The organism is Kocuria sp. LUK (genome assembly GCF_021012935.1).
GTDB classification, from domain to species: domain Bacteria; phylum Actinomycetota; class Actinomycetes; order Actinomycetales; family Micrococcaceae; genus Kocuria; species Kocuria flava.
This window is the reverse complement of the sequence record NZ_JAJMZI010000003.1, coordinates 488,987-515,231: the sequence shown is the minus strand read 5'-3', so window position 1 is coordinate 515,231 and position 26,245 is coordinate 488,987. Positions and strand designations below refer to the sequence as shown.

Annotated in this window: 21 protein-coding genes; 5 read left to right on the top strand and 16 right to left on the bottom strand. The window is 74.5% G+C overall.

Annotated elements, in window-relative coordinates; translation table 11 throughout:
* Positions 1-274: 274 nt before the first annotated feature.
* The 6 genes from tyrS to LQU92_RS07875 all read right to left on the bottom strand — a co-directional run bounded on the left by tyrS (position 275) and on the right by LQU92_RS07875 (position 8,122).
* Complete coding sequence (gene tyrS, locus LQU92_RS07900; RefSeq protein ID WP_101852579.1) at positions 275-1,585, bottom strand: tyrosine--tRNA ligase; 1,311 nt, start codon at positions 1,583-1,585, stop codon at positions 275-277.
* A 54-nt stretch (positions 1,586-1,639) separates the two neighbouring features.
* Positions 1,640-3,898, bottom strand: a complete 2,259-nt coding sequence (locus LQU92_RS07895) for a UvrD-helicase domain-containing protein (RefSeq protein WP_112254593.1) — start codon at positions 3,896-3,898, stop codon at positions 1,640-1,642.
* A 170-nt stretch (positions 3,899-4,068) separates the two neighbouring features.
* Positions 4,069-4,605, bottom strand: a complete 537-nt coding sequence (locus tag LQU92_RS07890) for an adenine phosphoribosyltransferase (RefSeq protein WP_186815362.1) — start codon at positions 4,603-4,605, stop codon at positions 4,069-4,071.
* A 1-nt stretch (position 4,606) separates the two neighbouring features.
* Complete coding sequence (locus tag LQU92_RS07885) at positions 4,607-5,305, bottom strand: DNA-3-methyladenine glycosylase (RefSeq protein WP_230779614.1); 699 nt, start codon at positions 5,303-5,305, stop codon at positions 4,607-4,609.
* A 14-nt stretch (positions 5,306-5,319) separates the two neighbouring features.
* Positions 5,320-6,768, bottom strand: coding sequence for an argininosuccinate lyase (gene argH / locus LQU92_RS07880; protein ID WP_058858517.1), 1,449 nt, complete (start codon positions 6,766-6,768; stop codon positions 5,320-5,322).
* A gap of 142 nt (positions 6,769-6,910) precedes the next feature.
* Complete coding sequence (locus LQU92_RS07875; RefSeq protein WP_058858516.1) at positions 6,911-8,122, bottom strand: argininosuccinate synthase; 1,212 nt, start codon at positions 8,120-8,122, stop codon at positions 6,911-6,913.
* A 285-nt stretch (positions 8,123-8,407) separates the two neighbouring features.
* On the opposite strand from LQU92_RS07875, the gene LQU92_RS07870 reads away from it, so the two are divergent.
* Positions 8,408-10,081 carry a catalase gene (locus tag LQU92_RS07870; RefSeq protein ID WP_112255200.1) on the top strand — a complete coding sequence of 558 codons (1,674 nt, stop codon included), beginning with the start codon at positions 8,408-8,410 and terminating at the stop codon, positions 10,079-10,081.
* Positions 10,082-10,213: 132 nt separating this feature from the next.
* On the opposite strand, the gene LQU92_RS07865 is transcribed toward LQU92_RS07870, so the two are convergent.
* Positions 10,214-11,734 (bottom strand): long-chain fatty acid--CoA ligase, encoded by a 1,521-nt coding sequence (locus LQU92_RS07865; RefSeq protein ID WP_112255201.1) that lies wholly within the window; start codon positions 11,732-11,734, stop codon positions 10,214-10,216.
* Between the two features lie 170 nt (positions 11,735-11,904).
* Between LQU92_RS07865 and LQU92_RS07860 the strand changes: the two genes are divergently transcribed.
* Positions 11,905-12,339 carry an ankyrin repeat domain-containing protein gene (locus tag LQU92_RS07860; RefSeq protein WP_230779611.1) on the top strand — a complete coding sequence of 145 codons (435 nt, stop codon included), beginning with the start codon at positions 11,905-11,907 and terminating at the stop codon, positions 12,337-12,339.
* Positions 12,340-12,358: 19 nt separating this feature from the next.
* On the opposite strand, the gene LQU92_RS07855 is transcribed toward LQU92_RS07860, so the two are convergent.
* Genes LQU92_RS07855 through argC form a run of 6 tightly spaced genes read right to left on the bottom strand, consistent with a single transcriptional unit; the run spans position 12,359 to position 18,371 of the window.
* Complete coding sequence (locus LQU92_RS07855; protein ID WP_230779609.1) at positions 12,359-12,853, bottom strand: arginine repressor; 495 nt, start codon at positions 12,851-12,853, stop codon at positions 12,359-12,361.
* Positions 12,850-13,806 carry an ornithine carbamoyltransferase gene (gene argF, locus LQU92_RS07850; RefSeq protein WP_058858512.1) on the bottom strand — a complete coding sequence of 319 codons (957 nt, stop codon included), beginning with the start codon at positions 13,804-13,806 and terminating at the stop codon, positions 12,850-12,852. The genes LQU92_RS07855 and argF overlap by 4 nt, the downstream gene beginning before the upstream one ends.
* Positions 13,807-13,813: 7 nt before the next feature.
* The gene (locus LQU92_RS07845; RefSeq protein WP_230779605.1) at positions 13,814-15,124 is read right to left on the bottom strand and encodes an acetylornithine transaminase; all 1,311 of its coding nucleotides are present in this window, start codon (positions 15,122-15,124) and stop codon (positions 13,814-13,816) included.
* Entirely contained in the window at positions 15,121-16,050 is a 930-nt protein-coding gene (argB, locus tag LQU92_RS07840) for an acetylglutamate kinase (protein ID WP_101852585.1), read from the bottom strand. The genes LQU92_RS07845 and argB overlap by 4 nt, the downstream gene beginning before the upstream one ends.
* Positions 16,051-16,110: 60 nt before the next feature.
* The gene (gene argJ, locus LQU92_RS07835; protein WP_180814695.1) at positions 16,111-17,325 is read right to left on the bottom strand and encodes a bifunctional glutamate N-acetyltransferase/amino-acid acetyltransferase ArgJ; all 1,215 of its coding nucleotides are present in this window, start codon (positions 17,323-17,325) and stop codon (positions 16,111-16,113) included.
* Positions 17,322-18,371 carry an N-acetyl-gamma-glutamyl-phosphate reductase gene (gene argC / locus LQU92_RS07830; protein WP_230779595.1) on the bottom strand — a complete coding sequence of 350 codons (1,050 nt, stop codon included), beginning with the start codon at positions 18,369-18,371 and terminating at the stop codon, positions 17,322-17,324. The genes argJ and argC overlap by 4 nt, the downstream gene beginning before the upstream one ends.
* Positions 18,372-18,700: 329 nt before the next feature.
* Here argC and LQU92_RS07825 point away from each other — a divergent pair, with 329 nt between their 5' ends.
* Together LQU92_RS07825 and LQU92_RS15290 are read left to right on the top strand one after the other, a co-directional pair.
* Positions 18,701-19,669 (top strand): quinone oxidoreductase, encoded by a 969-nt coding sequence (locus tag LQU92_RS07825; RefSeq protein WP_230779592.1) that lies wholly within the window; start codon positions 18,701-18,703, stop codon positions 19,667-19,669.
* Positions 19,666-21,033 carry a M1 family metallopeptidase gene (locus tag LQU92_RS15290; protein WP_230779590.1) on the top strand — a complete coding sequence of 456 codons (1,368 nt, stop codon included), beginning with the start codon at positions 19,666-19,668 and terminating at the stop codon, positions 21,031-21,033. Before LQU92_RS07825 ends, LQU92_RS15290 begins: the two co-directional genes overlap by 4 nt.
* Before the next feature lie 73 nt (positions 21,034-21,106).
* Here the strand turns inward: LQU92_RS15290 and LQU92_RS07815 are convergent, their stop codons facing one another.
* The 3 genes from LQU92_RS07815 to pheS all read right to left on the bottom strand — a co-directional run bounded on the left by LQU92_RS07815 (position 21,107) and on the right by pheS (position 25,543).
* On the bottom strand, positions 21,107-21,739 hold the full coding sequence (locus LQU92_RS07815) for a hypothetical protein (RefSeq protein WP_101852589.1): 633 nt from the start codon (positions 21,737-21,739) through the stop codon (positions 21,107-21,109).
* Between the two features lie 178 nt (positions 21,740-21,917).
* Positions 21,918-24,470, bottom strand: a complete 2,553-nt coding sequence (gene pheT, locus LQU92_RS07810; protein WP_230779588.1) for a phenylalanine--tRNA ligase subunit beta — start codon at positions 24,468-24,470, stop codon at positions 21,918-21,920.
* Between the two features lie 2 nt (positions 24,471-24,472).
* Positions 24,473-25,543 (bottom strand): phenylalanine--tRNA ligase subunit alpha, encoded by a 1,071-nt coding sequence (gene pheS, locus LQU92_RS07805; RefSeq protein ID WP_101852591.1) that lies wholly within the window; start codon positions 25,541-25,543, stop codon positions 24,473-24,475.
* Positions 25,544-25,708: 165 nt separating this feature from the next.
* Here pheS and LQU92_RS07800 point away from each other — a divergent pair, with 165 nt between their 5' ends.
* A complete protein-coding gene (locus LQU92_RS07800; RefSeq protein ID WP_230779586.1) occupies positions 25,709-26,161 on the top strand; it encodes a DUF4157 domain-containing protein in 453 nt (150 codons plus the stop codon).
* The last annotated feature ends 84 nt before the right edge of the window (positions 26,162-26,245 follow it).

The following is a 26,245-nucleotide window of genomic DNA, read 5'->3' as shown; positions in this document are numbered from 1 at the left end:
CTGCCCGGCCGGTGAACTCTTCGTTCCCGGCCCGTTGCGACTGGATCATCCTACGCAGTCCGTTCTCGGCGTGTCAACTTGACGTGCACCCCGTTCCGGACCGTGCGAACGGTCCTCCGCATGAACTAGGCACGGCGAGTTCACCGTGCTGATCTTTGCGGCTTCGTCGCCGGCCGGCCTCTCGGCCCCGCCTTGCGACTTCGAAAACATTACACGCCCGCCCCGGGGCCTGCAAACCAGGCCCCGGGGCGGGACGGGAGCGGTACGGGCCGGCTCAGTGCTCGACGACGACCGCCGCCAGGTGCTTCTTGCCGCGGCGCAGCAGGGCGTAGCGCCCGTGGAGCAGCTGCTCCGGGTCGATGACGGCGTCCTCCCCCTCGATCCTGGCCTTGTTCACCGAGGCGCCGCCCTCCTTGAGCGTGCGGCGGGCGGCCGAGCGGGACTCGGCCAGGCCGGTGGCGACGAGCAGGTCGACGACGGAGAGCTCCTCCCGGCCGACCACGACCGAGGGCAGCTCGGCCGCGACGGCGGCGAGCGTCGGTTCGTCCAGCCCGGCCAGCTCGCCCTTCCCGAACACGGCCTCGGAGGCGGCGACGGCCTGCTCGGTGGCGGCGGTCCCGTGCACCAAAGTGCAGACCTCCCAGGCGAGCACCTTCTGCGCCTCGCGGCGGAAGGGGGCGTCCCGCACCTGCTGGGCGAGCTCCTCGATCCGCGCGCGGGTCAGGAACGTGAAGACCTTGAGCCGGTCGACCACGTCGGCGTCGGCGGTGTTGAGCCAGAACTGGTAGAACGCGTACGGCGAGGTCAGCTCCGGGTCCAGCCACACGGCGTTGCCCTCGGACTTGCCGAACTTGGTGCCGTCGGAGTTGGTGATCAGGGGCGTGCCGATGGCGTGCACCGCGGCCCCCTCGACCTTGCGGATCAGCTCGGTGCCGGAGGTGAGGTTGCCCCACTGGTCGGACCCGCCGGTCTGGAGGGTGCAGCCGTGGTCGCGGTAGAGGTAGAGGTAGTCCAGGCCCTGCAGCACCTGGTAGCTGAACTCGGTGTAGGAGATGCCCTCCTCCGAGTTCAGCCGCTTGGCCACGATCTCCTTCTTGATCATGGTCCCCACCCGGAAGTGCTTGCCGATCTCGCGCAGGAAGTCGATCGCGGACATCGGCGCGGTCCAGTCGAGGTTGTTGACCATCACCGCGGCGTTGTCCCCCTCGAAGGAGAGGAACCGGCGGATCTGCTCCCGCAGCGACCCGACCCACTCGGCCACGGTCTCCCGGGAGTTCAGGACGCGCTCGGAGGTCTGCCGGGGGTCGCCGATCAGTCCCGTGGAGCCGCCGACGAGGCCGATGGGATGGTGTCCGGCCAGCTGCAGCCGGCGCATCAGCAGCAGCTGGACGAGGTGGCCCAGGTGCAGCGAGGCGGCGGTCGGATCGAACCCGCAGTAATAGGTGACGGTCTCCTCCGACAGCGCCCGCTCGAGGGCCTGCTCGTCGGTGGAGACGTGGACCAGCCCCCGCCACGTCAGCTCCTGCCACACGGTGGCGAAGGTCGGGTCGTTGTGCTGGGAGTTCAGATCGATCGCGTTGGACACGGCCTCCAAGGTACCAGGGCGCGGACGCGCGCCCGCGCCCCGGCACCGGGGGCGTCAGTCCTGATCGAGGCCTGCCGGCAGCTCCCCGGCGGCGACCACGCGCAGGCGCTGGGTGGGCCGGGTCATGGCGACGTAGAGGTTGCCGACACCGCCGCCGGCCTCGTGGACCAGCGCCGCGGGCTCCGCGAGCACGACCGCGTCGAACTCCAGGCCCTTGGCGTCCCACGCCGAGAGCACCACGACCTGACGGTCGAGCCGGCGCACCCCGGCCCCGACGGTCCCGGGCAGGGCCCGGGCGAGGGCGGCGCCGAGCTCGGGCAGCCGGTCCTCGGCGGCGATGACGGCCACGAGCCCGCCCTCGACGACCTCGAGCTCCGCGCGGACCTGCTCGAGCACGCCCTCGACCAGCCCGTCCTCGCCGACGCGGGTGAGCACGGGGGGCTCGCCCTCGCGCACCGCCCGCGGGGAGGAGATCTCCAGGCCCGCGGCGCGGGCCACCCCGGCGGCGGCCCGGGCGATCGCGGCGGGGGTCCGGTAGTTGACGGTCAGCTCCTCGAGCGCGAACCGGTCCCCCACGAACGGCTCGAGCGACTCCGCCCAGCTGCGGGCGGCGACGGTCGAGCCGGCCTGGGCGATGTCGCCCACCACGGTGAAGGACTTCATGGGGCACCGGCGCATGAGCACCCGCCACTGCATGGGCGTGAGCTCCTGGGCCTCGTCGACGACCACGTGCCCGTAGGCCCACGTCCGGTCGGCCGTGGCCGCCTCCGCCGCCGTCATCCGGTGCGGGGTCACGGTGTTGAACGCGGTGAGGTCCTGGGCGGAGACGACGCCGTCGACGCCCACGTCCTCGAGGCTCTGGTGCATGTTCTGCAGGGCGCGCTCGGCGTTCTCGGCGGACCGCCGCTGCTCGCGCTCCGCCTCGGCCCGCACCCGCACGCCGGCGGCGTCGAGGTCGCCGAGCAGCTCGGCCGCCTCGTCGAGCAGCGGGACGTCGGCCACCGTGAAAGGGGCGCCGGCCGGGCGCAGCAGCGCCTCGACCTCGGCGGGGCGCAGGTGCGGCGCGGCCGACTCGAGGTAGTGGCGCTTGCTGAGCAGCTGGTCCACGAGCTGCTGCGGGGTCAGCGGCAGCCACGCGAGGTTGAGGGCCACCCGCACGTCCCGGGACTGGCGGATGTCCTCGGCGAGGTAGGAGCGGTCCATGACGTTTCCGCTGGTGCTGTTCAGGTGCTCCCCCAGCTGCTCGGTGAGCTCGCGCAGCAGGATCTTCACGAAGGTGTTCCGGGCCTCGTTGTGCGGCTTGCCCGTGGCGCGCGCCTTGTCGCGGGCCCGCTTGACCGCCTTGCGGGTCAGGGTGACCCGGTGGGTGTCCACGCGCAGCACCTGGTCGGCCCCGGGCACCTTCTGCCGGTCCTTGACGGCCCTGGCCACGACCTCGGCCATCTCCAGCCCGGCCTTCAGCCGGGCCGCCTCGGGGTCCCGCTCGGGCACGGCGGAGACGCCGGGGAACAGCTCCGCGAGGGAGGACATCACGACGCCCGTCTCGCCCAGGGCCGGCAGCACGCGCTCGATGTACCACAGGAACGACGACGACGGGCCGATGATCAGCACTCCCGCCTTCCGCAGCCGCTCCCGGTGCTCGTAGAGCAGGTACGCGGCACGGTGCAGCGCCACAGCGGTCTTGCCGGTGCCGGGCCCGCCCTGCACGACCCGCACCCCGGGCAGGGGCGCGCGGATGATCCGGTCCTGCTCGGCCTGGATCGTCGCCACGATGTCCGACATCCGGCCCGTGCGCTTCTGGTTCAGGGCCGCCAGCAGGGCTCCCTCGCCGTGCAGCACGCCTTCGTCGTCGAGCATCTGCGGGTCCAGGACGTCGTCCTCCAGGGCGGTGACCTCCCGCCCCTCGAGGATCAGGTGGCGGCGCCGCCGCACCCCCATGGGGTGCTGGGCGGTGGCCTGGTAGAACGCGGCGGCCTCGCGGGCGCGCCAGTCGACCATCAGCCGCTGGTGGTCCTCGGTGGCCAGGCCGATCCGGCCCACGTAGCGGCGCTCGTCCTCGTCGGTGTCGAGCCGGCCGAAGACCAGGCGGTGGTCCACGGCGTTGAGCTGGGCCAGCCGGTCCTCGTAGTGCGAGGCGAAGGCGTCGCGCTCGGAGCGGTTCTGGTGGTTGCCGCTGGAGCGGCTGCGGCGCACGGCCGCGAGCTCCTCGGTCTTCTCGGCCCGCAGCTCGTCCAGCCGCTCGTAGAGCCTCGCGACGTACTCGCGCTCGACGGCCAGCTGCTCGGCCGCCGTCGTGGCGACGGTCTCTGCCATGGGTGCACACCTCGTTCCCGGTCGGACAGGCGATCCATTCTAGCGACGCCCGCGCCGGTTGCCGGGCCCGTCGGCGCACCGCGCGTCACAGTGTGTCCGGAAGCACAGCGCCGGCGCGGCCCCGGGGTCCGCGGCCGGGCCGTCGGGGGCCCCGACGCGGAGCCCGCGGCTCAGACGCGGTAGAGGGCCCGGACCCGGTGCCCGCCCAGCCGGGCACGCCCGCGCAGCTCGGTGAGCTCCATGACCAGCCCGAAGCCGGCGACGTGCAGCCCTGCCCGGTGCAGCAGCTGCGCGGTCGCCCCGAGCGTGCCGCCGGTGGCCAGGACGTCGTCGAGCACGAGCACGCGGGAGCCGCGCGGGACGTCGTCGGTGTGGATCTCCAGCACGGCCGAGCCGTACTCGAGCACGTACTCCTCGCGGTAGGTCTCCCGCGGCAGCTTCCCGGCCTTGCGCACGGGGATGATGCCCGTGCCGGAGGCGTAGGCGACCGCTCCCGCCAGGAGGAAGCCGCGGGCCTCGATCCCGGCCACGAAGTCGAACCGGCCCCGGAACGCCTCCGCGAGGGCGTCGGTGGTGCGCCGGAACCCGTCGGCGTCCGCGAACAGCGGCGTGAGGTCCCGGAACAGCACCCCCGGCTCGGGGTGGTCGGGGATCTTCGCGCACAGGCGCTCGACGAGCTGCTCCACGGATTCGGTCACGGCGACCATGCTATCCGTCGCCGCCGCCGGGGGGCCTCCCCCGCCGCCGCCGGGCCGCCGCCGGGCGGTAGGGGGAGACCGTGGGCTCGCCCGGGACCCACCAGCGCCACGGGTACTCCGGGGTCCCGCCCGGCCCGGTCACCCCCGTGCGCGGCCCGTGGGCGGAGGGCTCCGGGGGCTCCGGGAGACGGAGGAAGAACCCGTGGGCGGGCCCGTGCGCACCGGGGCGCTCGCCGGCCGCCAGGGGCGCGCCGTCGTGGGCGAGGACGATGCCCATGGCCTTGGCGAGGTTGCCCGGCCCGCGGGCCAGCGCCGCGTCCGGCACCGGGCCCGCGCGGCCTGCCTCCCGCCGGGCCCGGGCCAGCCCGGCGCCCTCGACGACCTCCCCGGCGCGGATCAGGCAGCCGCCGGGGACGCCGTCGGGGCGGCAGACGAGGTTGACCGCGTGGTGCATGCCGTAGGTGAAGTACACGTAGACGTGCCCGGGCGGGCCGAACATCGACGCGTTGCGGGCCGTGCGCCCGCGCCAGGTGTGCGCCCCGGGGTCGGGCAGGTCGGTGCCCGGCGGTCCGCCGTAGGCCTCGACCTCGGTGATCCGCACGACGACGGCGCCCTCGGCGGTGCGGTGGCCGAAGAGCCCGCCGAGCAGCCGCGGCGCGACCTCGGGCGCCGGACGGGCCAGCAGCCGGAGCAGGGCGGGGTGCTCCACGGGGTGCCGCCCGCTCAGCCCCGGACCACCGGGTCCCGGCGGGAGAACGCCTCGACCGCGGCCAGCCGGCGCTCGAGCTCCGCGACCTGCGCCGCGACCGCGGACGGCGCGGTGCCGCCCTGGGCGCTGCGGGAGGCGAGGGAGCCCTCGACGGTGAGCACCTCGCGCACGGCCGGGTCCAGGTGCGCCGAGACGGCCGCGAGCTGCTCGTCCGTGAGGTCCCACAGCTCGATCCCGTGCTGCTCGCACACGCGCACGGCGTCCCCGGCGATCTCGTGGGCGTCGCGGAACGGCACGCCCTGGCGCACGAGCCACTCGGCCACGTCCGTGGCGAGGGCGAAGCCCTGCGGGGCCAGCTCGGCCATCCGCTGCGTGTGGAACGTCAGGGTGGCCACCATCCCGGCGACGGCGGGCAGCAGGACCTCGAGCTGGTCGATCGCGTCGAAGACCGGCTCCTTGTCCTCCTGCAGGTCGCGGTTGTAGGCCAGCGGCAGGCCCTTGAGGGTCGCCAGCAGGCCCGTGAGGTCGCCGATGAGCCGGCCGGCCTTGCCGCGGGCGAGCTCGGCCACGTCCGGGTTCTTCTTCTGCGGCATGATCGAGGAGCCGGTCGAGAAGGCGTCGTCGAGGGTGACGAAGGAGAACTCCTTGGTCGCCCACGTGGTGATCTCCTCGGAGATCCGGGACATGTCGACGCCGATCATGGCGCAGACCCACGCGAACTCGGCGTAGACGTCGCGCGCGGCCGTGCCGTCGATCGAGTTGTGCACGGCGGAGTCGAAGCCGAGCTCGGCCGCCACGGCGGCGGGGTCCAGGCCCAGGGAGGACCCGGCGAGGGCGCCGGAGCCGTAGGGCGAGACCGCCGCGCGCGCGTCCCAGTCGACGAGGCGCTCGACGTCGCGCAGCATCGCCCACGCGTGGGCGAGCAGGTGGTGGGAGAGCAGCACCGGCTGCGCGTGCTGGAGGTGGGTGCGCCCGGGCATGGGGGCCTCGGGGTGGGCCTTCGCCTGGTCGAGCAGGGCCTGCACGACGGCGAGCACGTCGCGGGCGATGATCGCCGCGTGGTCGCGCAGGTACATCCGCCCGAGCGTGGCGATCTGGTCGTTGCGCGAGCGGCCGGCCCTCAGCTTGCCGCCGAGGGCGGGTCCGGCGCGTTCGATGAGCCCCTTCTCGAGGGAGCCGTGCACGTCCTCGTCGGAGGGGGCCGGGACGTAGGCCCCGGAGCGCACGTCGGCCTCGAGGGCGTCGAGGGCCGCCAGCATGCCCTCGAGCTCCTCGTCGGTCAGCAGCCCGGCGGTGCGCAGCACGCGGGCGTGGGCGCGGGAGCCGGCGATGTCATAGGGGGCCAGCCGCCAGTCGAAGTCGGTCGAGCGGCTCAGGGCCGCGAGGGCGTCGGCCGGGCCGCCGGCGAAGCGCCCGCCCCACAGGGCCCCCTCGTTCGTGCCGTGCTTGTCGTGCTGGGCCATGGTCAGGTCTCCTTGCGGCGTGCGGTGCGTGCGGTGCGGGCGTGCGGGACGGTCCGGGGTGCGGGCGCGCGGAGGGCCCCACCGCGGGGATGGGGCCCTCCGTCGTCGCCGGCGCCGTTCCCGGACCGAGCCTAGCGGGCGGTCAGCGCGTCCCGCCCTCGAGGCGCTGGTCGCGGGCGGAGGCGACCTTCGAGGACATGCCGAACAGCTCGATGAAGCCCCGGGCCTGGGACTGGTCGAAGGTGTCGCCCTCGTCGTAGGTGGCCAGGTTGAAGTCGTAGAGCGAGGTCGCGGAGCGGCGGCCGGTGACCGTGGCGTTGCCGGCGTGCAGGGTCATCCGGATCTCGCCCTCGACGTGGCGCTGGGTGTCCTGCACGAAGGCGTCCAGCGAGCGCTTGAGCGGGGAGAACCACTGGCCGTCGTAGACGAGCTCGGTCCAGCGCTGGTCGACGCCGCGCTTGAAGCGGGCCTGCTCGCGCTCGACGGTGACGTTCTCGAGCTCGCGGTGGGCGGCGATGAGGGCCATGGCCCCGGGGGCCTCGTAGATCTCGCGGGACTTGATGCCCACGAGCCGGTCCTCGACGATGTCGATGCGGCCGATGCCCTGGGCGCCGGCGCGGCGGTTCATCTCCTGGATCGCCTGCAGCGGGGTGACGTCCTGGCCGTCGAGGGCCACGGGGATCCCGCGCTCGAAGCGCACGACCACCTCGTCGGGGGCCGGCGGGAAGGCCGGGTCGTCGGTGTAGTCGTAGACGTCCTTGGTGGGACCGTTCCAGATGTCCTCGAGGAAGCCGGTCTCGACGGCGCGGCCCCAGACGTTCTGGTCGATGGAGAACGGGTTCTTCTTCGTGGTGGCGATCGGCAGGTCGTGCTTCTCGGCGTAGGAGATGGCCTTGTCGCGGGTCAGCGCGAGGTCGCGCACCGGGGCGATGCACTTGAGCTCGGGACCCAGGGTCTGGATGCCGACCTCGAAGCGGACCTGGTCGTTGCCCTTGCCGGTGCAGCCGTGGGCGACGGTGGTCGCGCCGAAGCGGTGGGCGGCGGCGACCAGGTGCTTGACGATCACGGGGCGCGAGAGCGCGGAGACCAGCGGGTAGGCGTCCATGTACAGGGCGTTGGCCTGCAGGGCGGGCATGCAGTACTCCGCGGCGAACTCGTCGCGGGCGTCGGCCACGTAGGCCTCCACGGCGCCGCAGTCGAGGGCGCGCTGGCGGATGGTCTCGAGGTCCTCCCCGCCCTGCCCGACGTCGACGGCGACCGCGACGACCTCGGCCCCGGTCGCCTCCCCGATCCAGCCGATCGCCACGGAGGTGTCGAGGCCCCCGGAGTAGGCCAGCACGACGCGCTCGGTCACGGTGTTCTCCTTCGTTCGTTCTGTGGTCGGTCCGGGCACCGCCGGCACGGACCCTCTCTGTGCATGACTATACACATCTTGTTTTATTTATGCATCATGCCGGGGCGGGCGCCCGCACCGCGCGGACACCGGCAGGACACCTCGGCTTCAATTGTGAATTGCTAGCAATAACGTCGGGCGTGGGACATACTGGGGAACGACACCCGGACCGCCGGCGGCGGCTCCGGGAGGAGCGGGCCCGGCCCGCTCCGCCTCCACACGGTCCCGACCCCGAGAGGAACCCTCATGACGTACGAGCCCGACCAGACCCTGACCACCCGGCAGGGCCACCCGGTCCGCGACAACCAGAACACCCGCACGATCGGCTCCCGCGGCCCGGCGACGCTCGAGAACTACCAGTTCCTCGAGAAGATGAGCCACTTCGACCGCGAGCGCATCCCCGAGCGCGTGGTCCACGCCCGCGGCACCACCGCGTTCGGCTACTTCGAGTCCTACGGGACCTGGGGCGACGAGCCCATCTCCCGCTACACCCGCGCGAAGCTGTTCCAGGAGAAGGGCAAGCGCACCGACGTGGCGCTGCGCTTCTCCACCGTGGCCGGCGGCCGCGACTCCTCCGAGGTCGCCCGCGACCCGCGCGGCTTCGCGGTGAAGTTCTACACCGAGGACGGCAACTGGGACCTCGTCGGCAACAACCTCGGCGTGTTCTTCATCCGCGACGCCATCAAGTTCCCGGACTTCATCCACTCCCAGAAGCCGGACCCCGTGAACTTCGAGGCCGGCGTCGCCAACCGGGCCTTCGACTTCTTCAGCCAGTCGCCCGAGGCGATGCACATGATCATGCTGGTCTTCGGCCCGCGCGGCATCCCGGCGGACTACCGCCACCAGCAGGGCTTCGGCGTCAACACCTACCGCTGGGTCAACGCCGCCGGCGAGTCCAAGCTCGTGAAGTACCACTGGGTCCCGAAGGACGGGGTGAAGTCCTACACCTCCGAGGACGCCGCCAACGTCCAGGCCGGCACCCTCGGCTCGCACACCAAGGACCTCTACGACGCGATCGAGGCCGGCGACTACCCCGAGTGGGAGCTGCGCGTGCAGCTGATGGACGACCACGACCACCCGGAGCTGGACTTCGACCCGCTGGACGACACCAAGGTCTGGCCGGAGGAGCTGTTCCCGCCGAAGCCGGTCGGGCGCATGGTGCTCAACCGCAACCCGGAGAACTTCTTCGCCGAGAACGAGCAGATCGCCTTCGGCACCGGTGTGCTGGTGGACGGCCTCGAGTTCTCCGACGACAAGATGCTCGTCGGCCGCACCTTCTCCTACTCGGACACCCAGCGCTACCGCGTGGGCCCGAACTACCTGCAGCTGCCGGTCAACGCGCCGAAGGCCAAGGTCGCCACCAACCAGCGCGACGGCCAGATGGCCTACCACGTCGACCACGCCCCCGGTCAGAACCCGCACGTCAACTACGAGCCGTCCATCACCGGCGGCGTGCAGGAGGCCCCGAAGGGCGATGACTACCACGCCGAGGTCGGCCCGGAGATCGGCGGCCGCCTGACCCGCGCCCGGATCGAGCGGACCAACGACTACAAGCAGGCCGGCGAGCGCTTCCAGCTCCAGGAGGAGTGGGAGAAGGAGGAGCTGATCGCGAACTTCGTCGACGCGCTCTCCCAGTGCGACCGCCCCATCCAGGAGCGCATGGTCTGGCACTTCTACATGGTCCACGACGAGCTCGGCCGGCGCGTGGGCGAGGGCATCGGCGTCTCCCTCGAGGACGTCAAGGACCTCGGCCCGCTGCCGACCCAGCGCCTGTCCGAGGAGGAGCTGCAGCGCGTGGCCAACCTCGGCAACAACGGCCCGCGCGACGTCGAGGGCCTGACGATGACCCACTGCGTGCCGAACGAGCGCGTCGTCGTCGAGCGGGAGCCGCAGCGCAGCCCCGCGATGATGTCGAACTGACGCCGGCACCGGGGCGGTGCCGGGCGGGTCCCCAGGGGTCCCGCCCGGCACGGCCCCGGGCAGCGCACGGAGGGCCCGCCGCGATCCGCGGCGGGCCCTCCGTCGTGCTCCCGGCCGGGGGTACGGCGGGACTCAGGAGCGGCGCACCGCGCCCTCGAGGTCGAGCGAGCGCTTGAGGATCTTGCCGGTCGGGCCCTTGGGCAGCTCCTCGACGACCTTGTACCACCGCGGGTGCTTGTAGCGGGCCAGGCGCTCGCGCACGAAGGCGTCGAGCTCGTCGAGCCGGGCCGGGCGCTCGGGCTCGGGCACGTCCCGGAACGCGACGACGGCCGCGACCTCCTCCCCCATCGCCTCGTCCGGGACCCCGACGACGGCGGCCTCCGCGATCCCCGGGTACTGGTAGAGCACCTCCTCGATCTCGCGGGGGTAGACGTTGTAGCCCCCGCGCAGGACCATGTCCTTCTTCCGGTCCACGATCCAGTAGAAGCCGTCCTCGTCGACCCGGGCCAGGTCCCCGGTGCGGAACCACCCGTCCTGGATCGCCGCCGCGGTCGCCTCCGGGTTGCGCCAGTAGCCGGCCATCACGTACTCCCCCGCCACGGCGAGCTCGCCGATCTCGCCCACGGGCACCTCCGCCCCGGCGTCGTCGAGGACCCGCAGCTGCGCGCCGCGCACCACGGTGCCGATGGAGCCGGGGCGCCGCCCCCGGTCCTCCTGGTTGAAGCACACCACCGGGGAGGTCTCGGAGAGCCCGTAGCCCTCGTAGATCGGGGCCCCGAACAGGGCCTCGAAGCGCTCGAGCACCTCGACCGGCAGCGGCGAGCCCCCGGAGACCCCCGCACGCAGGTGCGGCGCCCGGACCGGCTCCCCGCCGGCCGCCCGGAGCAGGGCGACGTACATGCTCGGCACCCCGGCGAAGACCGTGACCTCGTCGCGCACGAGGATCTCCAGCGCCCGGGCCGGGTCGAAGCGCGGCAGGAGGGTGACGGTGGCCCCGGCGCCCAGGGCGCCGTTGAGGGCGACGGTCTGGCCGAAGACGTGGAAGAACGGCAGCCCCCCGAACATGACGTCGCCGGGGGCCAGCGAGAACAGCTCGGCGGAGAGCCGGGCGTTGCTCGTGAGGTTGGCGTGGGTCAGGACCGCCCCCTTGGGCCGTCCCGTGGTCCCGGAGGTGTAGAGCAGCACGGCGGGGTCCTCCCCGGCCCGTTCGGCGACCTCCGGCAGGGGCGGCACCCGGCGCAGCTCCGGGAGCGTGCCGGCGGCGGTGATCTCGACCACCGGGACGTCGCGCCCGAGCTCCGCCGCGGCGGCGCGCGCGGCCCCTGCCACGGTCTCCCACACGAGCACGAGGGAGACCTCGGCGTCCTGGAAGTGGTAGCCGAGCTCGCGCGGGCTCAGCAGCGGGTTCAGGGGCACGACGACGCCGCCGGTGCGCAGGACGCCGTAGTAGGCCACGGGCATGTGCGGGACGTTGGGCAGGATGAGCGCCACGCGGTCCCCCGCCCGGACGCCGCGGGAGGTCAGCAGCGAGGCGACGCGGGCGGAGAGGTCGTCGAGCGCGCCGTAGGTCAGGACGCTGTCGTCGAGCACCACGGCCCGCGCCCCGGGGGACGCCGCGGCCGAGTCGGTGAGCAGTGTGGCGAGGTTGGGCATGGGGGTCCCGTCTCCGGGTGGCGGCCCCGGGGTCGTGGTCGGTCGTGTGAGCCGTGCCACACGAGCGTGCCAGCGGGTTACTGCGACGTCAAGACCCGGGCACCCGCCGGGGTTCCGCCCCGATAGACTGCCGTGCAGGACAGATCCCCGAGCCCGAAGGACGGTGCGCCGTGACCCAGGACCCCCAGCAGCCCCAGGACGGCGGCGCCCCGCAGCTGAGCGAGGAGGAGATGGCCTACGTGCTGTCCCTGTTCGACGCCGCCCGCGAGGGCCGCACCGGGGAGCTCGTGCCGGCGCTGGAGGCGGGCGTGCCCGTGAACCTGACCAACGGCAAGGGCGACACCCTGCTGATCCTCGCCTCCTACCACCAGCACGAGGACACGGTCGCGGCCCTGCTGGAGGCCGGCGCCGACCCCGACCGGGTCAACGACAACGGGCAGACGGCCCTGATGAGCGCGGTCTTCCGCGGCCACGAGGCCATCGTGCGGCGGCTGCTCGCCGCCGGGGCCTCGCAGACGGCCGGAGCCCACTCCGCGGTGGACTTCGCGCGCGTCTTCGAGCGCACGGACCTGATCCCCGTGCTCGAGGAGCACGCCGGGCGCTAGCCGCCCCCGGGACCGCTGCTCAGCGGGCGAGCTCCAGGAACCGCCCGGCCACGGCCGCCCCGCCGTCGGCCTCCCGGCACACGACCACGATGGTGTCGTCGCCGGCGATGGTGCCCAGCACCGACGGGATGACCGAGGCGTCGATCGCGGAGGCGAAGTACTGGGCGGCCCCGGGCGGGGTGCGCAGCACCACGAGGTTCGCGCTCGCCTCGGCCGTCACGAGCAGCTCGCGGCAGACCCCGGAGAGCCGGGCGTCGAGGCTCTCCTGCGTGACCCCCGCCGTGGGCGAGCGGTCGGCGCCGGCCTGCGGGACGGCGTAGACGAGGGTGCCCTCGCCGTCGCGCACCCGCACGGCCCCGAGCTCCACGAGGTCGCGGGAGAGGGTCGCCTGGGTGACCTGCACGCCGTCCTCGGCGAGCCGGGCGGCCAGCTCGGCCTGGGAGTGGATGGACCCGCCCGTCACGAGGGCCACGATCCGCGCCTGGCGGGCGGTCTTGGTCGCGGGGATGCTCACGAGCCGGTCGCGAGGTCGTAGCGTCCGGAGCGGGCCATCAGCCACACCAGCAGCGCCTTCTGGGCGTGCAGCCGGTTCTCGGCCTCGTCCCACACCACCGACTGCGGGCCCTCGAGGACCTCGGCGGTGACCTCGCAGCCCCGGAAGGCGGGCAGGCAGTGCAGGAACACCGCCTCCGGGTCCGCCTTGGCCAGGGCGGCGGCGTCGACCGCGTAGGGGGCGAAGATCCGGGCCCGGGCCTCCCGCTCGGCCTCCTGGCCCATCGAGACCCAGGTGTCGGTGCACACGACGTCCGCACCCGCCAGGGCCTCGTCCGGGTCGGTGGTCACGCGCACCGACCCGCCGGTGCTCGCCGCCCGCTCCTCGGCGGCGGCCACGACCGCCGGGTCGGGCAGGTAGCCCTCGGGGCCGGCGACCCGCACGTGCATCCCCGCGGTGGCCCCGCCGAGCAGGTAGGAGTGGGCCATGTTGTTGGCGGCGTCGCCCAGGTAGGCGAAGGTCCGCCCGGCGGGGTCGCCCCTGTGCTCGCGCACGGTGAGCAGGTCGGCGAGGATCTGGCACGGGTGGTAGGCGTCGGAGAGCCCGTTGACCACCGGCACGTCCGAGGCGGCGGCCATCTCCTCGAGGCCCTCCTGGGCGTAGGTGCGCCACACGATGGTCGAGACCATGCGGGAGAACACGCGGGCGGTGTCGGCCACGCTCTCCTTCCCCAGCTGGGACTCCCCCGGGTTGACCACCAGCGGGCTGCCGCCGAGGTCGGCGATCCCCGTCGCGAAGGACACGCGGGTGCGCGTCGAGGTCTTGTCGAAGAGCAGGGCGACCGTCTGGGGGCCGGCGTAGGGCCGGTGCGCCCAGCGGTCGGCCTTCAGCCGCCGGGCGAGGTCGAGGACCTCGGACTGCTCCTGCTGGGTCAGGTCGGTGTCGACGAGGAAGTGCCGGGGGGAGGTGGGCATGGGGAGGTCAGGCTTCTTTCGGGGTGCTGGCACCGGGCGCCGCGCCGGGGGAGGCGACGGCGGCGGCGGCGTCGGACAGGATGCCGGGCAGGGCGTCGAGGAAGGAGCGCGCCTGCTCGGGGGTGAGGATCAGCGGCGGGGCCAGGCGCAGGGTCCGCGGCCCGGGGGCGTTGACGAGGAACCCCGCCCGGCGGGCGGCCTCGACGACGGCGGGGGCCCACGGGACCTGCACCCCCTCGGGGACCTCGAGGTCGGCGCCGATGAGCAGGCCGTGCTGGCGCACGGCGGACACGCCGGGGACGGCGGCCAGGCCCTCGCCCAGCAGCGCCCCGACCTCGCGGGCGTTGGCCAGCAGGCCGTCCTCCTCGATGATGAGCACGGTCGCCAGCCCGGCGGCGGTCGCCGGCGGGTTGCCGCCGAAGGTCGTCCCGTGCTGGCCGGCGGTGAGCAGCCCGGAGACCTCCGCGCCGATGGTGAGCAGGGCCCCGACGGGGAAGCCCCCGCCGAGCCCCTTGGCCAGGGTGATGGCGTCCGGCAGGTCCTCGCCGGAGAGCTCGGCGGAGGACGCGAACCACCGGCCGGTGCGCCCGATGCCGGTCTGGACCTCGTCGACGACCAGCAGCGCGCCGTGCTCGCGGGTCAGCTCGCGGGCGCGGCGCAGGTAGCCCTCGGGCAGCCCCAGGACGCCGGCCTCGCCCTGGATCGGCTCCACGACGAGGGCGGAGACCGTGTCGTCGAGGTGCTCCTCGAGGGCCTCGAGCGTGGCGGGGATGTGCCGGACCCCGCCCGGCAGCGGCTCGAAGGGCTCTCGGTAGGCCTCCTTCGCGGTGAGGGCCAGGGCGCCCATGGTGCGCCCGTGGAAGCCGGACTCCAGGGCCAGGACCGTGGTGCGGGGACGGCCGTCGGGCCCCGGGCGCTCCCGGCCGCTGCGCCGGGCGAGCTTGAAGGCGGCCTCGTTGGCCTCGGTGCCGGAGTTCGCGAAGAACACGTGGGAGCCGGCGGGGGCGCCGGCCAGCTGGAGCAGCTTGCCCGCCAGGGCGATCTGCTGGGGGGAGGTGAAGAAGTTCGAGACGTGCCCGAGGGTCCCGAGCTGGCGGGTGACGGCCTCGACCCAGCGCGGGTGGGCGTGGCCCAGGGCGTTGACGGCGATCCCGGCGAGCAGGTCGAGGTAGTCCTTGCCGTCGGCGTCGGTGACCACGGCCCCCCGGCCGGAGGTCAGCACGAGCGAGGGCGTCCCGAAGACGCCCAGCAGGGACTCGGCGTACTCCCCGAGCAGGGACTGCTGCGCGGTGGTGTCGGTGCGGTGGATGGCGGTCATGGGAGGACTCCGTCGTCGGGGATGAGCTGGGTGCCGGTGCGGGCGCCCGGGAAGATCTCGAGCAGGCAGGCGTGCGGGACGCGGCCGTCGACGATCGCCGCCCGGCGGGCCCCGCCCTCGACCGCGCGCAGGGCGGCCTCCATCTTGGGGATCATCCCCGACTGCAGCCCGGGCAGCAGCTCGCGCAGCTGCCCGGCGGTCAGGGAGGGGATCAGCGAGTCGCGGTCCGGCCAGTCGGCGTAGAGGCCCTCGACGTCGGTCAGCGCCACGAACGCCTCGGCGCCCAGGGCGACCGCGACGGCCGCGGCGGCGGTGTCGGCGTTGACGTTGAGGACCTCGCCGGTGGGCTCGCCCCCGCCGTCGACCTCGGGGGCCACCGAGGAGATCACCGGGATGCGCCCGGCGTCCAGCAGCTGGCGCACGGGCGCGGGGTCGACGGCGACGACCTCGCCCACCCAGCCGAGGTCGACCTCCTCGCCGTCGACGACGGTCCCGCGCCGGACGGCCCCGAACAGGCGCGCGTCCTCCCCCGACAGGCCCACCGCGTAGGGGCCGGTGGCGTTGAGCAGCGAGACGAGCTCCCGCTGGACCTGGCCGGTGAGGACCATGCGGATGGCCTCGAGGGCCTCCCGGGAGGTCACCCGCAGCCCGCCGCGGAACTCGGAGGCGATCCCGAGGCGCTCGAGCATGCGGTTGATCTGCGGCCCGCCCCCGTGGACGACGACGGGGTGGACGCCCAGGTGGCGCAGCAGCACCATGTCCTCGGCGAAGGCCTGCCGCAGCGGCTCCGAGACCATGGCGTTGCCGCCGTACTTGAACACCATGACGGTCCCGGCGTGGCGCCGGATCCAGGGCAGCGCCTCGAGCAGGACGGCGGCCCGGTCCTGGACGGCGGGCCCGGCGGTGGGTGCGGTGGGGTGGGTCATCTCTCTCCTGCGCGTCGTCGTGCGGGCTCCGGGGCGCCGGTGCCGGCGCCGGGGGCCGGCTCAGGTCGAGTAGGCGCTGTTCTCCTCGACGTAGTCGTGGGTGAGGTCGTTGGTCCAGACGGTGGCGTCGGCGTCGCCGGCCTTGAGGTCGATCAGCACGGTGACGCGGCGGTCGGCGGCCAGGTCCACGCCCTCGCGCGCGTCACCGATGGCGCCGTCGCGGCAGACGGTGACGCCGTTGATGGTCACGTCGATGCGGTCCGGGTCGAACGCGGCGTCCGTGGTGCCGACCGCGGAGAGCACCCGGCCCCAGTTGGGGTCGTTGCCGAAGATCGCGGTCTTGAACAGGTTGGAGCGGGCCACGCTGCGGCTGACGTCCTCGGCCTGGGACTCCGTGACCGCGTTGACGGTGGTGATCTCGATGTCGTGCGCGGCGCCCTCGGCGTCGTGGATCAGCTGCTGGGCCAGGGAGTGGCACACGGCCGTGACGGCCTGGCCGAACTCGAACTCGTCCGGGCGGACCCCGGAGGCGCCCGAGGCGAGCAGGACCACGGTGTCGTTCGTGGACATGCAGCCGTCGGAGTCGGTGCGGTTGAAGGTGACCTTCACGGCGTCCTGCAGCGCCCACTGGAGGGCGTCGGAGGAGACCTCGGCGTCGGTGGTGAGCACCACGAGCATCGTGGCCAGGCCGGGGGCCAGCATGCCCGCGCCCTTGGCCATGCCCGCGACCGTCCAGCCCCCGCCCTCGTGGGCGGCGAGCTTCGGGACGGAGTCGGTGGTCATGATCGCCCGGGCGGCGGCCACCCCGGCGGCGTCGTCGGCGGCGAGCGCCTCGACGGCGGGGGCCAGCCCGGCCTCCATGACGTCCATGGGCAGCTGGACGCCGATGAGCCCGGTGGAGCACACGACGACGTCGCCGGCGCCGGTGCCCAGCGCCTCGCCCACGAGCTCGGCGGTGCGGTGGGCGGCCTGGAACCCCTGGGCGCCGGTGCACGCGTTGGCCCCGCCGGAGTTGAGCACCACGGCGGTGGCCTTCCCGTCGGCGGTGACGGCCCGGGACCACTGGACGGGGGCGGCGCTGATCCGGTTGGTCGTGTAGACGGCGGCGACCGCGTGCTGGGGGCCGTCGTTGACGACGAGCGCGAGGTCGGGGGTGCCGGAGTCCTTGAAGCCGGCGGTGGTGCCGGAGGCGCGGAAGCCGCGGGCCGCGGTCACGCCGCGGGCCGTGTCGATGGCCAGCGTCCCGGCGGGGTTCTGGGACGGGTAGGTTCTCACGGTGCGACTCCTTGCAGGTTCAGGCCGGTGCCCTCGGGCAGCCCCAGGGCGAGGTTCATGGACTGCACCGCACCGCCGGCGGTGCCCTTGACGAGGTTGTCGACGGCGCACGAGACGACCACGCGCCCGGCGCGCGGGTCGAGCGCCAGCTGCAGCTGGACGTGGTTGGACCCGGCCACCGACTTCGTCGCGGGCCACTGCCCCTCGGGCAGCACCCGCACGAAGGTCTCGGCCGCGTAGGCCTCCTCCCACGCCTCGCGCAGCTGGGCGGCGGTGACGCCCTCGGCGACGCGGGCGGTGGCGGTGGTGAGGATGCCGCGGGGCATCGGCGCCAGGGTCGGGGTGAAGGAGATCCGCACCGGCTCCCCGGCCGCGCGCGCGAGCCCCTGCTCGATCTCGGGGGTGTGCCGGTGGACGCCGCCGACGCCGTAGGGGGACATGGAGCCCATGACCTCCGCGCCCAGCAGGTGCGGCTTGACGGCCTTGCCGGCGCCCGAGGTCCCGGAGGCGGCGACGATCACGACGTCCTCCGGCTCGAGCAGCCCGGCGGCGAAGCCGGGGGCCAGGGCCAGCAGCGAGCCCGTCGGGTAGCAGCCGGGAACGGCGATGCGCGTGGCTTCGCGCAGCCGCTCGCGCTGGCGCGTGCCGTCGGTGCCCACGAGCAGCTCGGGCAGCCCGTAGGGCCACGTCCCGGCGTGCGCGGAGCCGTAGAACTGCTCCCAGGCCTCGGCGCTGTCCAGCCGGTGGTCGGCCCCGGCGTCGATCACCACGGTCTCCGGCGGCAGCTGTGCGGCGATCTCCGCGGAGGCACCGTGCGGCAGGGCCAGGAAGACGACGTCGTGGCCGGCGAGGTTCTCGGCGGTGGTGCCCACGAGCACCCGGTCCGCGAGGGAGTGCAGGTGCGGCTGCACCTCCCCGAGCCGCTGACCGGCGTTGGAGTGGGCTCCCACGGCCCCGATCTCGATCTCCGGGTGGCCGGCGAGGATCCGCAGGACCTCTCCCCCGGCGTACCCCGATGCCCCCGACACTGCTGCGCTGAACGTCATGTCCCCCACTCTAACTCAAAGTTATGCACAGTGATAAATAATTATGCACCCGCTCGGGGTGGACGGGCGGCCCGGCCGTGCGCGGTCCCCTCCGGCGCGGCGTTCCGGTCCGGTGGCCCCGCCCCGGCCGCTCCCGTCCCGTGCGCGTCCCCCCGGACGGTTGCCCTCCAATCTACGCTTCCCGACTGCGAACAGGAGTTCGTGACGGAGGCCCGGCTATCCCCACTTGTGGGGCTCCGGTCTCCGGCGCCGCGGGCCCGGCCCGGGCGCGGCCGGGGCCTACGATGGGCCACGAGTCCCCGTTCCCGAGGCCCCGGAGGTGCCCCACCATGGTTCGCAGCGTGATCGTCGACCGGCCCGGAGGTCCCGAGGTGCTCGCCCTCGGCGAGCGCCCGGACCCCGAGCCCGGACCGGGCCAGCTGCTCGTGCGCACGAGCGCGGCGGGGGTGAACTTCATCGAGGTCTACCAGCGCGAGGGGATCTACCCCGTCGAGCACCCCTTCACCCCGGGCAGCGAGGGCGCCGGCACGGTGACCGCCGTGGGCGAGGGTGTCGAGCACTTCGCCCTCGGCGACCGCGTCACGACCTCGCAGGCCGCACGCACCTACGCCGACGCGTTCGTGGTGGACGCCGACAAGGCGCTGCGCGTGCCCGCGGGGATCCCGGACGAGGTCGCCGCCGCGATCCCGCTGCAGGGGCTGACCGCCCACTACCTCGTGCGCTCCACGTACCCGGTGCACGAGGGGGACGTGGCCGTGCTCACCGCCGCCGCCGGCGGCGTGGGCGGGCTGGCGGTCCAGCTGCTCAAGCGGCAGGGGGCGACCGTGGTCGCCCTGGTCGGCTCGGAGGACAAGGCGCGCACCGCGCGCTCGCTCGGGGCCGACGAGGTCCTCGTCGGCTACGACGGCTTCGCCGCCCGGGTCCGGGAGCTGACGGACGGACGCGGCGCGGACGTCGTCTACGACTCGGTGGGCAGGGACACCTTCGACGAGTCGCTCACGGCCCTGCGCGCCCGCGGCACGCTCGTGCTCTTCGGCGGCTCCTCCGGGCAGGTCCCGCCCTTCGACCTGCAGCGGCTGGCGCAGAACGGGTCCCTCTACGTCACCCGCCCGACGCTCAACGACTACCTGCGCGACGAGAAGGAGCGCAGCTGGCGGGCCGGGGAGCTCTTCGACGCCGTGCTCGAGGGCACCCTGAGCGTGCGGGTCGCCGGGACCTTCCCCCTGGCCGAGGCCCGGCGCGCGCACGAGGTGCTGCAGTCGCGCACCGCCCAGGGCAAGCTGCTGCTGGTCCCGTGAGCACCACCACGGCCCACCGCTTCCTCGGCGCCGACGGCGCGCCCGACCCCTACACCCCCGGGGTGGGGTGCACCGCGGTGACGGTGGAGCACTACGACCTCTTCCTCGACTACGACGTCGAGGACAACGGCCTGGAGGCCCGGGCGGCCCTGTCCTGCCGGGCGCTGCGGGCCACCGACCGGGTCGAGCTCGACCTCACGGAGCTGGCCGTGACCGAGGTGCGCGTGAGCACCGGCGGGCTCGGCGGGCTGCTCGGCGGCCGGCGGGCCGAGGCCCGCCACCACGGCTCCCGCCTGGTCGTGGCGCTGCCGCGGCCGGTGGCCGCCGGGGACCGGTTCACCGTCACGGTCTCCTACGAGGGCTGGCCCGAGTGCACCGACGGCCCGTGGGGGGAGGTCGGCTGGACCGAGCTGGACGACGGGGCCGTGGTCGCGGGCCAGCCCACGGGCGCGTCGACGTGGTTCCCGTGCGTGGACCACCCCTCGCACCGGGCGACGTTCCGGATCACCGTGCGCGCCGACGAGGACTACACCGTCCACGCCAGCGGCGAGCTCGAGTCCGTGGCCGAGGACGACGGCGAGCGCACGTGGGTGTTCGCCTCCCCGGACCCGCTGCCGCCCTACCTCGCCACGGTGGCGGTCGGTCCGTTCCAGCGGGTCGAGCTCACCGGCTCGCGGGTGCCCCAGCTGCTCGTGGTGCCGAAGAAGCGGCGCAAGAAGGCCGAGCGGACCTTCGCCGACCAGGGCCGGATGCTGGAGGTCTTCGCCGAGTGGTTCGGCCCCTACCCGTTCCCCAGCTACACGGCCGTGGTGGTCGACACCTCGCTCGAGGACCCCTTCGAGTGCCACTCCTGCTCGGTGTTCGGCAAGAACCAGCTCGGCACGGACTGGGAGGAGCAGCGGCTCGTGGCCCACGAGCTGGCCCACCAGTGGTTCGGCAACAGCCTCGTGCTCGGCTCCTGGCGCGACATCTGGCTCAACGAGGGCTTCGCCTCCTACGCCGAGTGGATCTGGTCGGAGGCCTCCGGGGGCCGCCCCGCCGGGTGGCACGCCGAGAAGGCCCACCGGACGCTGTCGAGGATGCGCCAGGACCTCGTGATCGGGGACCCCGGGCACGTGCGGCTCTTCGACGACGTCGTCTACGTGCGCGGGGCGCTGACCCTGCACGCGCTGCGCGTGGAGCTCGGCGACGCCGTGTTCCGGGAGGTGCTGCGCAGCTGGGCGAGCGTGCACCGCGGCGCGTGGGTGAGCACGGACGGCTTCCGGGAGCACCTGCGGGGCTTCGCCCCGCGGGAGCGCTGGGCGGGGCTCGACGCGCTGCTGGACGCCTGGCTGCTGCGCCCGGCCCTGCCGGAGCTGCCCTGAGCGCCCCGGCCGCCGACGGGAACGGGCCCCGCAGGACGTCGTGTCCTGCGGGGCCCGTTCCCGTCGGTCCGGCTCAGGCGCCGCGCAGCCAGAGGCGGCGGGCCCACCACAGCCCGGCGCCGGCGACCGCCAGGCCGCCGAGCACGAGCAGCGCGGCCTCGGTCCGTTCCCAGGCCACGGTCCCGGCGGTGATGCCCTCCCCGTAGGCGCCGGCCTCGTCGGTGGCCACGACCTGCAGCGTGCCGTCCTCGACGGCGAGCAGGGCGTCGGCCTCCGCGTGGAAGTCGTCCTCCCGGGAGCCGGTCTGGGTGCCGCGGAAGACGATCTCCTCCCCCGGCTCCACCGGCCGCGGGTCGGCCAGTCCCGAGTCGAAGGGCTGCTCGGCGACGGCCGGGTCCGCCGGCAGGACGCCGCGGTAGACCGGGTTGTAGTCCTTGGTGCGCAGGTCGTTGGTGAGGTCCTGGTACTGCCCGCCGACCACCCACGAGCGGTCGGCGTAGCCGGCGATCCGCCGGGAGTCGTCCCAGGTCAGGGCGCCGCTGACGGCGAGCACGAGGCCCAGCAGCAGTCCCAGCAGGCCCACGCCGATGGGCTTCCACGCGACGGCCCGCCCGCGCCGGCCCTCCTCGGGCTCCTCCGGCCGCTCGTCGGTCTCGTCGTCGAAGGCGAAGAAGGGATCTCGCCGTCCGGTGGTCTCCTCGGTCATGCTCAGCTCCTGGGCGAAAGGTCGGGGGGAGGCGGGGTGCGGGGCCCGCCCGGGGGCCACAGTACCGAAGTCCGCTCCCGCCCCCGCCGGGTGTGCCCCCGTGTTACCCGCCCAGGGACCGGGAGCACGAACGGCCCGCCCCCGGTCCGGGGCGGGCCGCCCGTGCGTGCCGGGGTGCTCAGCCGCGCAGCACCGCGCCGTGGCGCTCGGCGGCGACGACCACGGCCGCCTCGCGGGCCGCGGAGGCCTCCTCGGCGGTGAGGGTGCGGTCCGGGGCGCGGAAGCGCAGCGCGAAGGCCACGGACTTCCTGCCCTCCTCGATGCCGGGGCCCCGGTAGACGTCGAAGACGCGCACGTCCTCGAGCAGCTCCCCGGCGCCCTCGACGAGCGCCTCGCGCAGGTCCCCCGCGGGGACGGCGGCGTCGACGACGAGGGCGACGTCCTGCGTGGCGGCCGGGTAGCCGGAGATCGGCCGGGCCTGCCGGACCCCGCCGCGCGCGGCGAGCAGCGTGGTGAGGTTCAGCTCCATGGCCACGGTCCGCTCCGGCAGGTCCTGGGCGGCGACCAGCTTCGGGTGCAGCTCCCCGGCGTAGCCGGCGGGGGTGCCGTCCGCGGTGGCCAGCACCGCGGTGCGGCCGGGGTGGAAGGCCTGGTGGGTGCCCTGCCGCACCGTCAGCTCCACGCCCAGGACCTCGGCGGCCAGCCGGGCGGCGTCCAGGGCGTCCTGCCAGTCGAGCGCCCGCGGCGCCGTCCACGGGCCCTCGGCCGCGTCCCGGCCGGCGAGCACCGCCGCGAGGTGGCGCGGCTGGGCGGGCAGACCCGCCTCGAGCTGCGCGAGGACCTCCTCGGCGGGCCGTGCGCCCAGGGGCGGGATCTCCGCCGATCCCACCTGCTCGCCCGGGCGGAAGACCCGGCCCAGCTCGTACAGGGCGAGGTCGCGGAAACCGCGGGAGGTGTTGCGCCGCAGCACGTCCAGCAGGCCCGGCAGCAGGGACACGCGCAGCACGCCCTGGGCCTCGCTGATGGGGTTGGCCAGCTTCACCGAGGGCACGGGCACCCCGGCGCGCGGGGCGCCCCAGAGCTCGTTGTCGGCCTGCGCCACGAACGGGTAGGCGAGCACCTCGACCAGCCCGGCGGCCGCGAGCGCGTCCGCGACCTGCTTGCGGGCCCGCTGCTCGTCCGTCAGCCCGCCGCCGGGCGGGGCCACGGGCAGCCGCGACGGGATGTTGTCGTAGCCGTCCAGCCGGGCGATCTCCTCGACGAGGTCCTCGGGGGCGGTGAGGTCGGGGCGCCAGGTCGGCGGGACGACGCTCCACCCGTCCTCGACGGCGCTCACGGAGGCGCCGAGCTCGGTGAGCAGGCCCGCGACCGTCTCGGCCGGGTAGTCCACGCCCACGCGGCGGGCGGGGTACGCGCGCGGCAGCTCGACCGCGCGCGGGGCGACCGTGCGGTCGAGGTCGGTGGCCTCCTCGGCGGCGGTGCCGCCGGCGAGCTCCACGAGCAGCTCGACGGCGCGCTGGGCGGCGACCGGGGCGATCTGCGGGTCGACGCCGCGCTCGAAGCGCTTGGAGGCCTCCGAGGGCAGCCGGTGCCGGCGGGTGGTGCGGGCGATCGAGACCTCGTCGAAGCGGGCCGCCTCCACGAGCACGTCCACGGTGGTCCCGGAGACCTCGGTGGTGGCCCCGCCCATGACCCCGGCCAGGCCGATCGGCCCGGAGCCGTCGGTGATGAGCAGGTCCTCGGGATCCAGGGTGCGCCGCCGGCCGTCGAGGGTCGTCAGCTCCTCCCCCGCCCGGGCCCGGCGGACGGTGATCCCGCCGGCGAGGCGCGCGAGGTCGTAGAAGTGCAGGGGCTGGCCCAGCTCGAGCATCACGTAGTTGGAGATGTCCACCGGCAGGGAGATCGAGCGGATCCCGGCCAGGCGCAGCCGCGCCGCCAGCCACGGGGGCGTGGGGGCGGTGGGGTCGATGCCGGTGACCGTGCGGGCCACGAAGCGGGTGCACCCGGGGTTGCCGTGGATCGGGGCGTCGTCGTCGACCGCCACGGGGAAGCCCCCGGCGGTGGGGGCGGGCACGCGCTCGCCGACGGCGAGGGCCGGGTCGGCGAAGGGGGTGCGCACGGCGTGGCAGTACTCCCGGGCCACGCCGCGGACCGAGAACGCGTAGCCGCGGTCCGGGGTGACGTTGATCTCGGCCGCCTCGTCGTGCAGCCCGAGCAGCTCCAGGGCGTCGGTGCCGAGCTCCGGGTCGAGGCCGAGGGTGGAGAGCACCAGGATGCCGTCGTGGTCCTCGCCGATGCCGAGCTCGCGCACGGAGGCGATCATCCCGGCGGAGGTGTGGCCGTAGGTCTTGCGGGCGGAGATCCGGAAGTTCCCGGGCAGCACGGCGCCGGGCAGGGTCACCACGACCTTGTCGCCGACCTCGAAGTTGTGGGCCCCGCAGATCACGCCCTGCACCCCGGAGGGGTCGATGCCCTTGCCGGTGAGGGTCTGCTCCTGCCCCTCGGGGACCACGCGGACGGTGCACCAGTTGACGGTCTTGCCGTTGGAGTGGGTCTCCGGCTCCTTCGTGAGCACCTGGCCCACGACGACGGGGCCGCTGATCCCGTCGGCGGGACGGTGGACGGCCTCCTCCTCGAAGCCGACCCGGATCAGGGTGGCCAGGACGTCCTCGGCCGTGGCCCCCTCGGGGACGGGTGCGTGCTCGCGCAGCCATGACACAGGTACTCGCATGCTCAGATCTCCATCCCGAAGTGCTCGCTGAAGCGGATGTCGCCCTCGACCATGTCGTGCATGTCCGGGACGTTGTTGCGGAACATCAGGGTGCGCTCGATGCCCATGCCGAACGCGAAGCCCGAGTAGACCTCCGGGTCGACCCCGGCGGCGCGCAGCACGTTGGGGTGGACCATGCCGCACCCGCCCCACTCGATCCAGCGCGGCCCGCCCTTGGCGTTGGGGTGCCACACGTCCATCTCGGCGGAGGGCTCGGTGAACGGGAAGTAGTTGGGGCGCAGCCGGATGCGGGCCTCGGGGCCGAACATCTGCCGGGCGAAGTGCTCGAGGGTGCCCTTGAGGTCGGCCATCGACAGCCCCTTGTCCACGGCCAGGCCCTCGACCTGGTGGAAGACGGGGGTGTGGGTCGCGTCCAGCTCGTCGGTGCGGTACACGCGCCCGGGGACGACGACGTAGACCGGCACGCCGCGCTCCAGCAGCGTGCGCATCTGCACCGGGGAGGTGTGGGTGCGCAGCACGAGGTGCGCCTCGGGCGGGTCGACGAAGAACGTGTCCTGCAGCTCGCGGGCCGGGTGGTCCGGCTTGAAGTTCAGGGCGTCGAAGTTGTACCACTCGGACTCGACCTCGGGGCCGTCGGCGACCTCCCAGCCCATGGCCGTGAAGGTCTCGCCCACGTGCTCCATGAGCGTCGACAGCGGGTGGCGCCCGCCCAGGCGGCGCCGGCGGCCGGCGGCGGTGACGTCCACGGCCTCCTCCACGAGGATGCGGGCGTCGCGCTCCTCCTCCAGGACGGTGGTGCGGGCGGCGACCGCCTGGTTGACGCGGCCGCGGGCCTGGCCGACGAGCTTGCCGGCGGCGGCCTTCTGCGTCTTGTCCAGGGTGCCGATCCGCCGGTTGGCCAGCGCCAGCGGGGAGCGCTCCCCGGCGTGGGCGAGGCGGACCTCCTTGAGCTGCTCGAGGTCCTGGGCGGACTCCACGGCGGTGAGGGCCGCGTCCACGGCGGCCGCGACGGCGGCCTCGTCGGTCGGGTCGAGCGCGCCGTCGGGGGCGGTCTCGGGTGTCGGTTCAGGCATCGGCTGGCGTCTTCTTCGGCTCGGGGACGGTGGCGTCCGGGCGCGCCGGCGCACGGGCGGGTGCGGCGCGGGGCGCGGGGAGCCCGGGCGGGGCCACGGGCGCGGTCCAGTCTAGTGACTCGCCGTGCGGGAGACGAAGCAGGGCCCGGACCGTAGCCTGGGGGCATGCACCCGGTCCCCGGCCGCCCGGCCCGCCTGCGCGCGGGGTGGAACGCGCTCAACCTCTCCACGCCCCTGGGCCTGGCCGTCGCCGCGGCCACGCGCACCCGCCTCGTGCGCGGGCCCGAGGGGCTGCTGCTGGGCTTCGGCTACCGCGGCCGGCTGCCGCGCGCGGCTGCCTTCACGATCGGCAACGTGGTGCTCTTCCGGGCCGGGCCGGCCGAGGTCGCGGCCCGGCCGCGGCTGCTCGCCCACGAGGCGCGCCACGCGAGCCAGTGGGCCGCGTGCCTGGGGCTGCCGTTCCTGCCGCTCTACGGCGCGGCGGCGGCGTGGTCGCTGCTGCGCACCGGCCACCCGGCGCTGCGCAACGTCTTCGAGGTCCGGGCGGGGCTGGCCGACGGCGGCTACCGCGTACCCGGCGGCGTCCCGGACGGTGGCGCCCCCGCCGGCCCCGGGTGACCACGGCACCGTCGGGTGACCCCGTGATCGCGGGGTCACCCGACCGTGCCGTGGTCACCCGCGCACCGGGGACGCGGCCGGGGT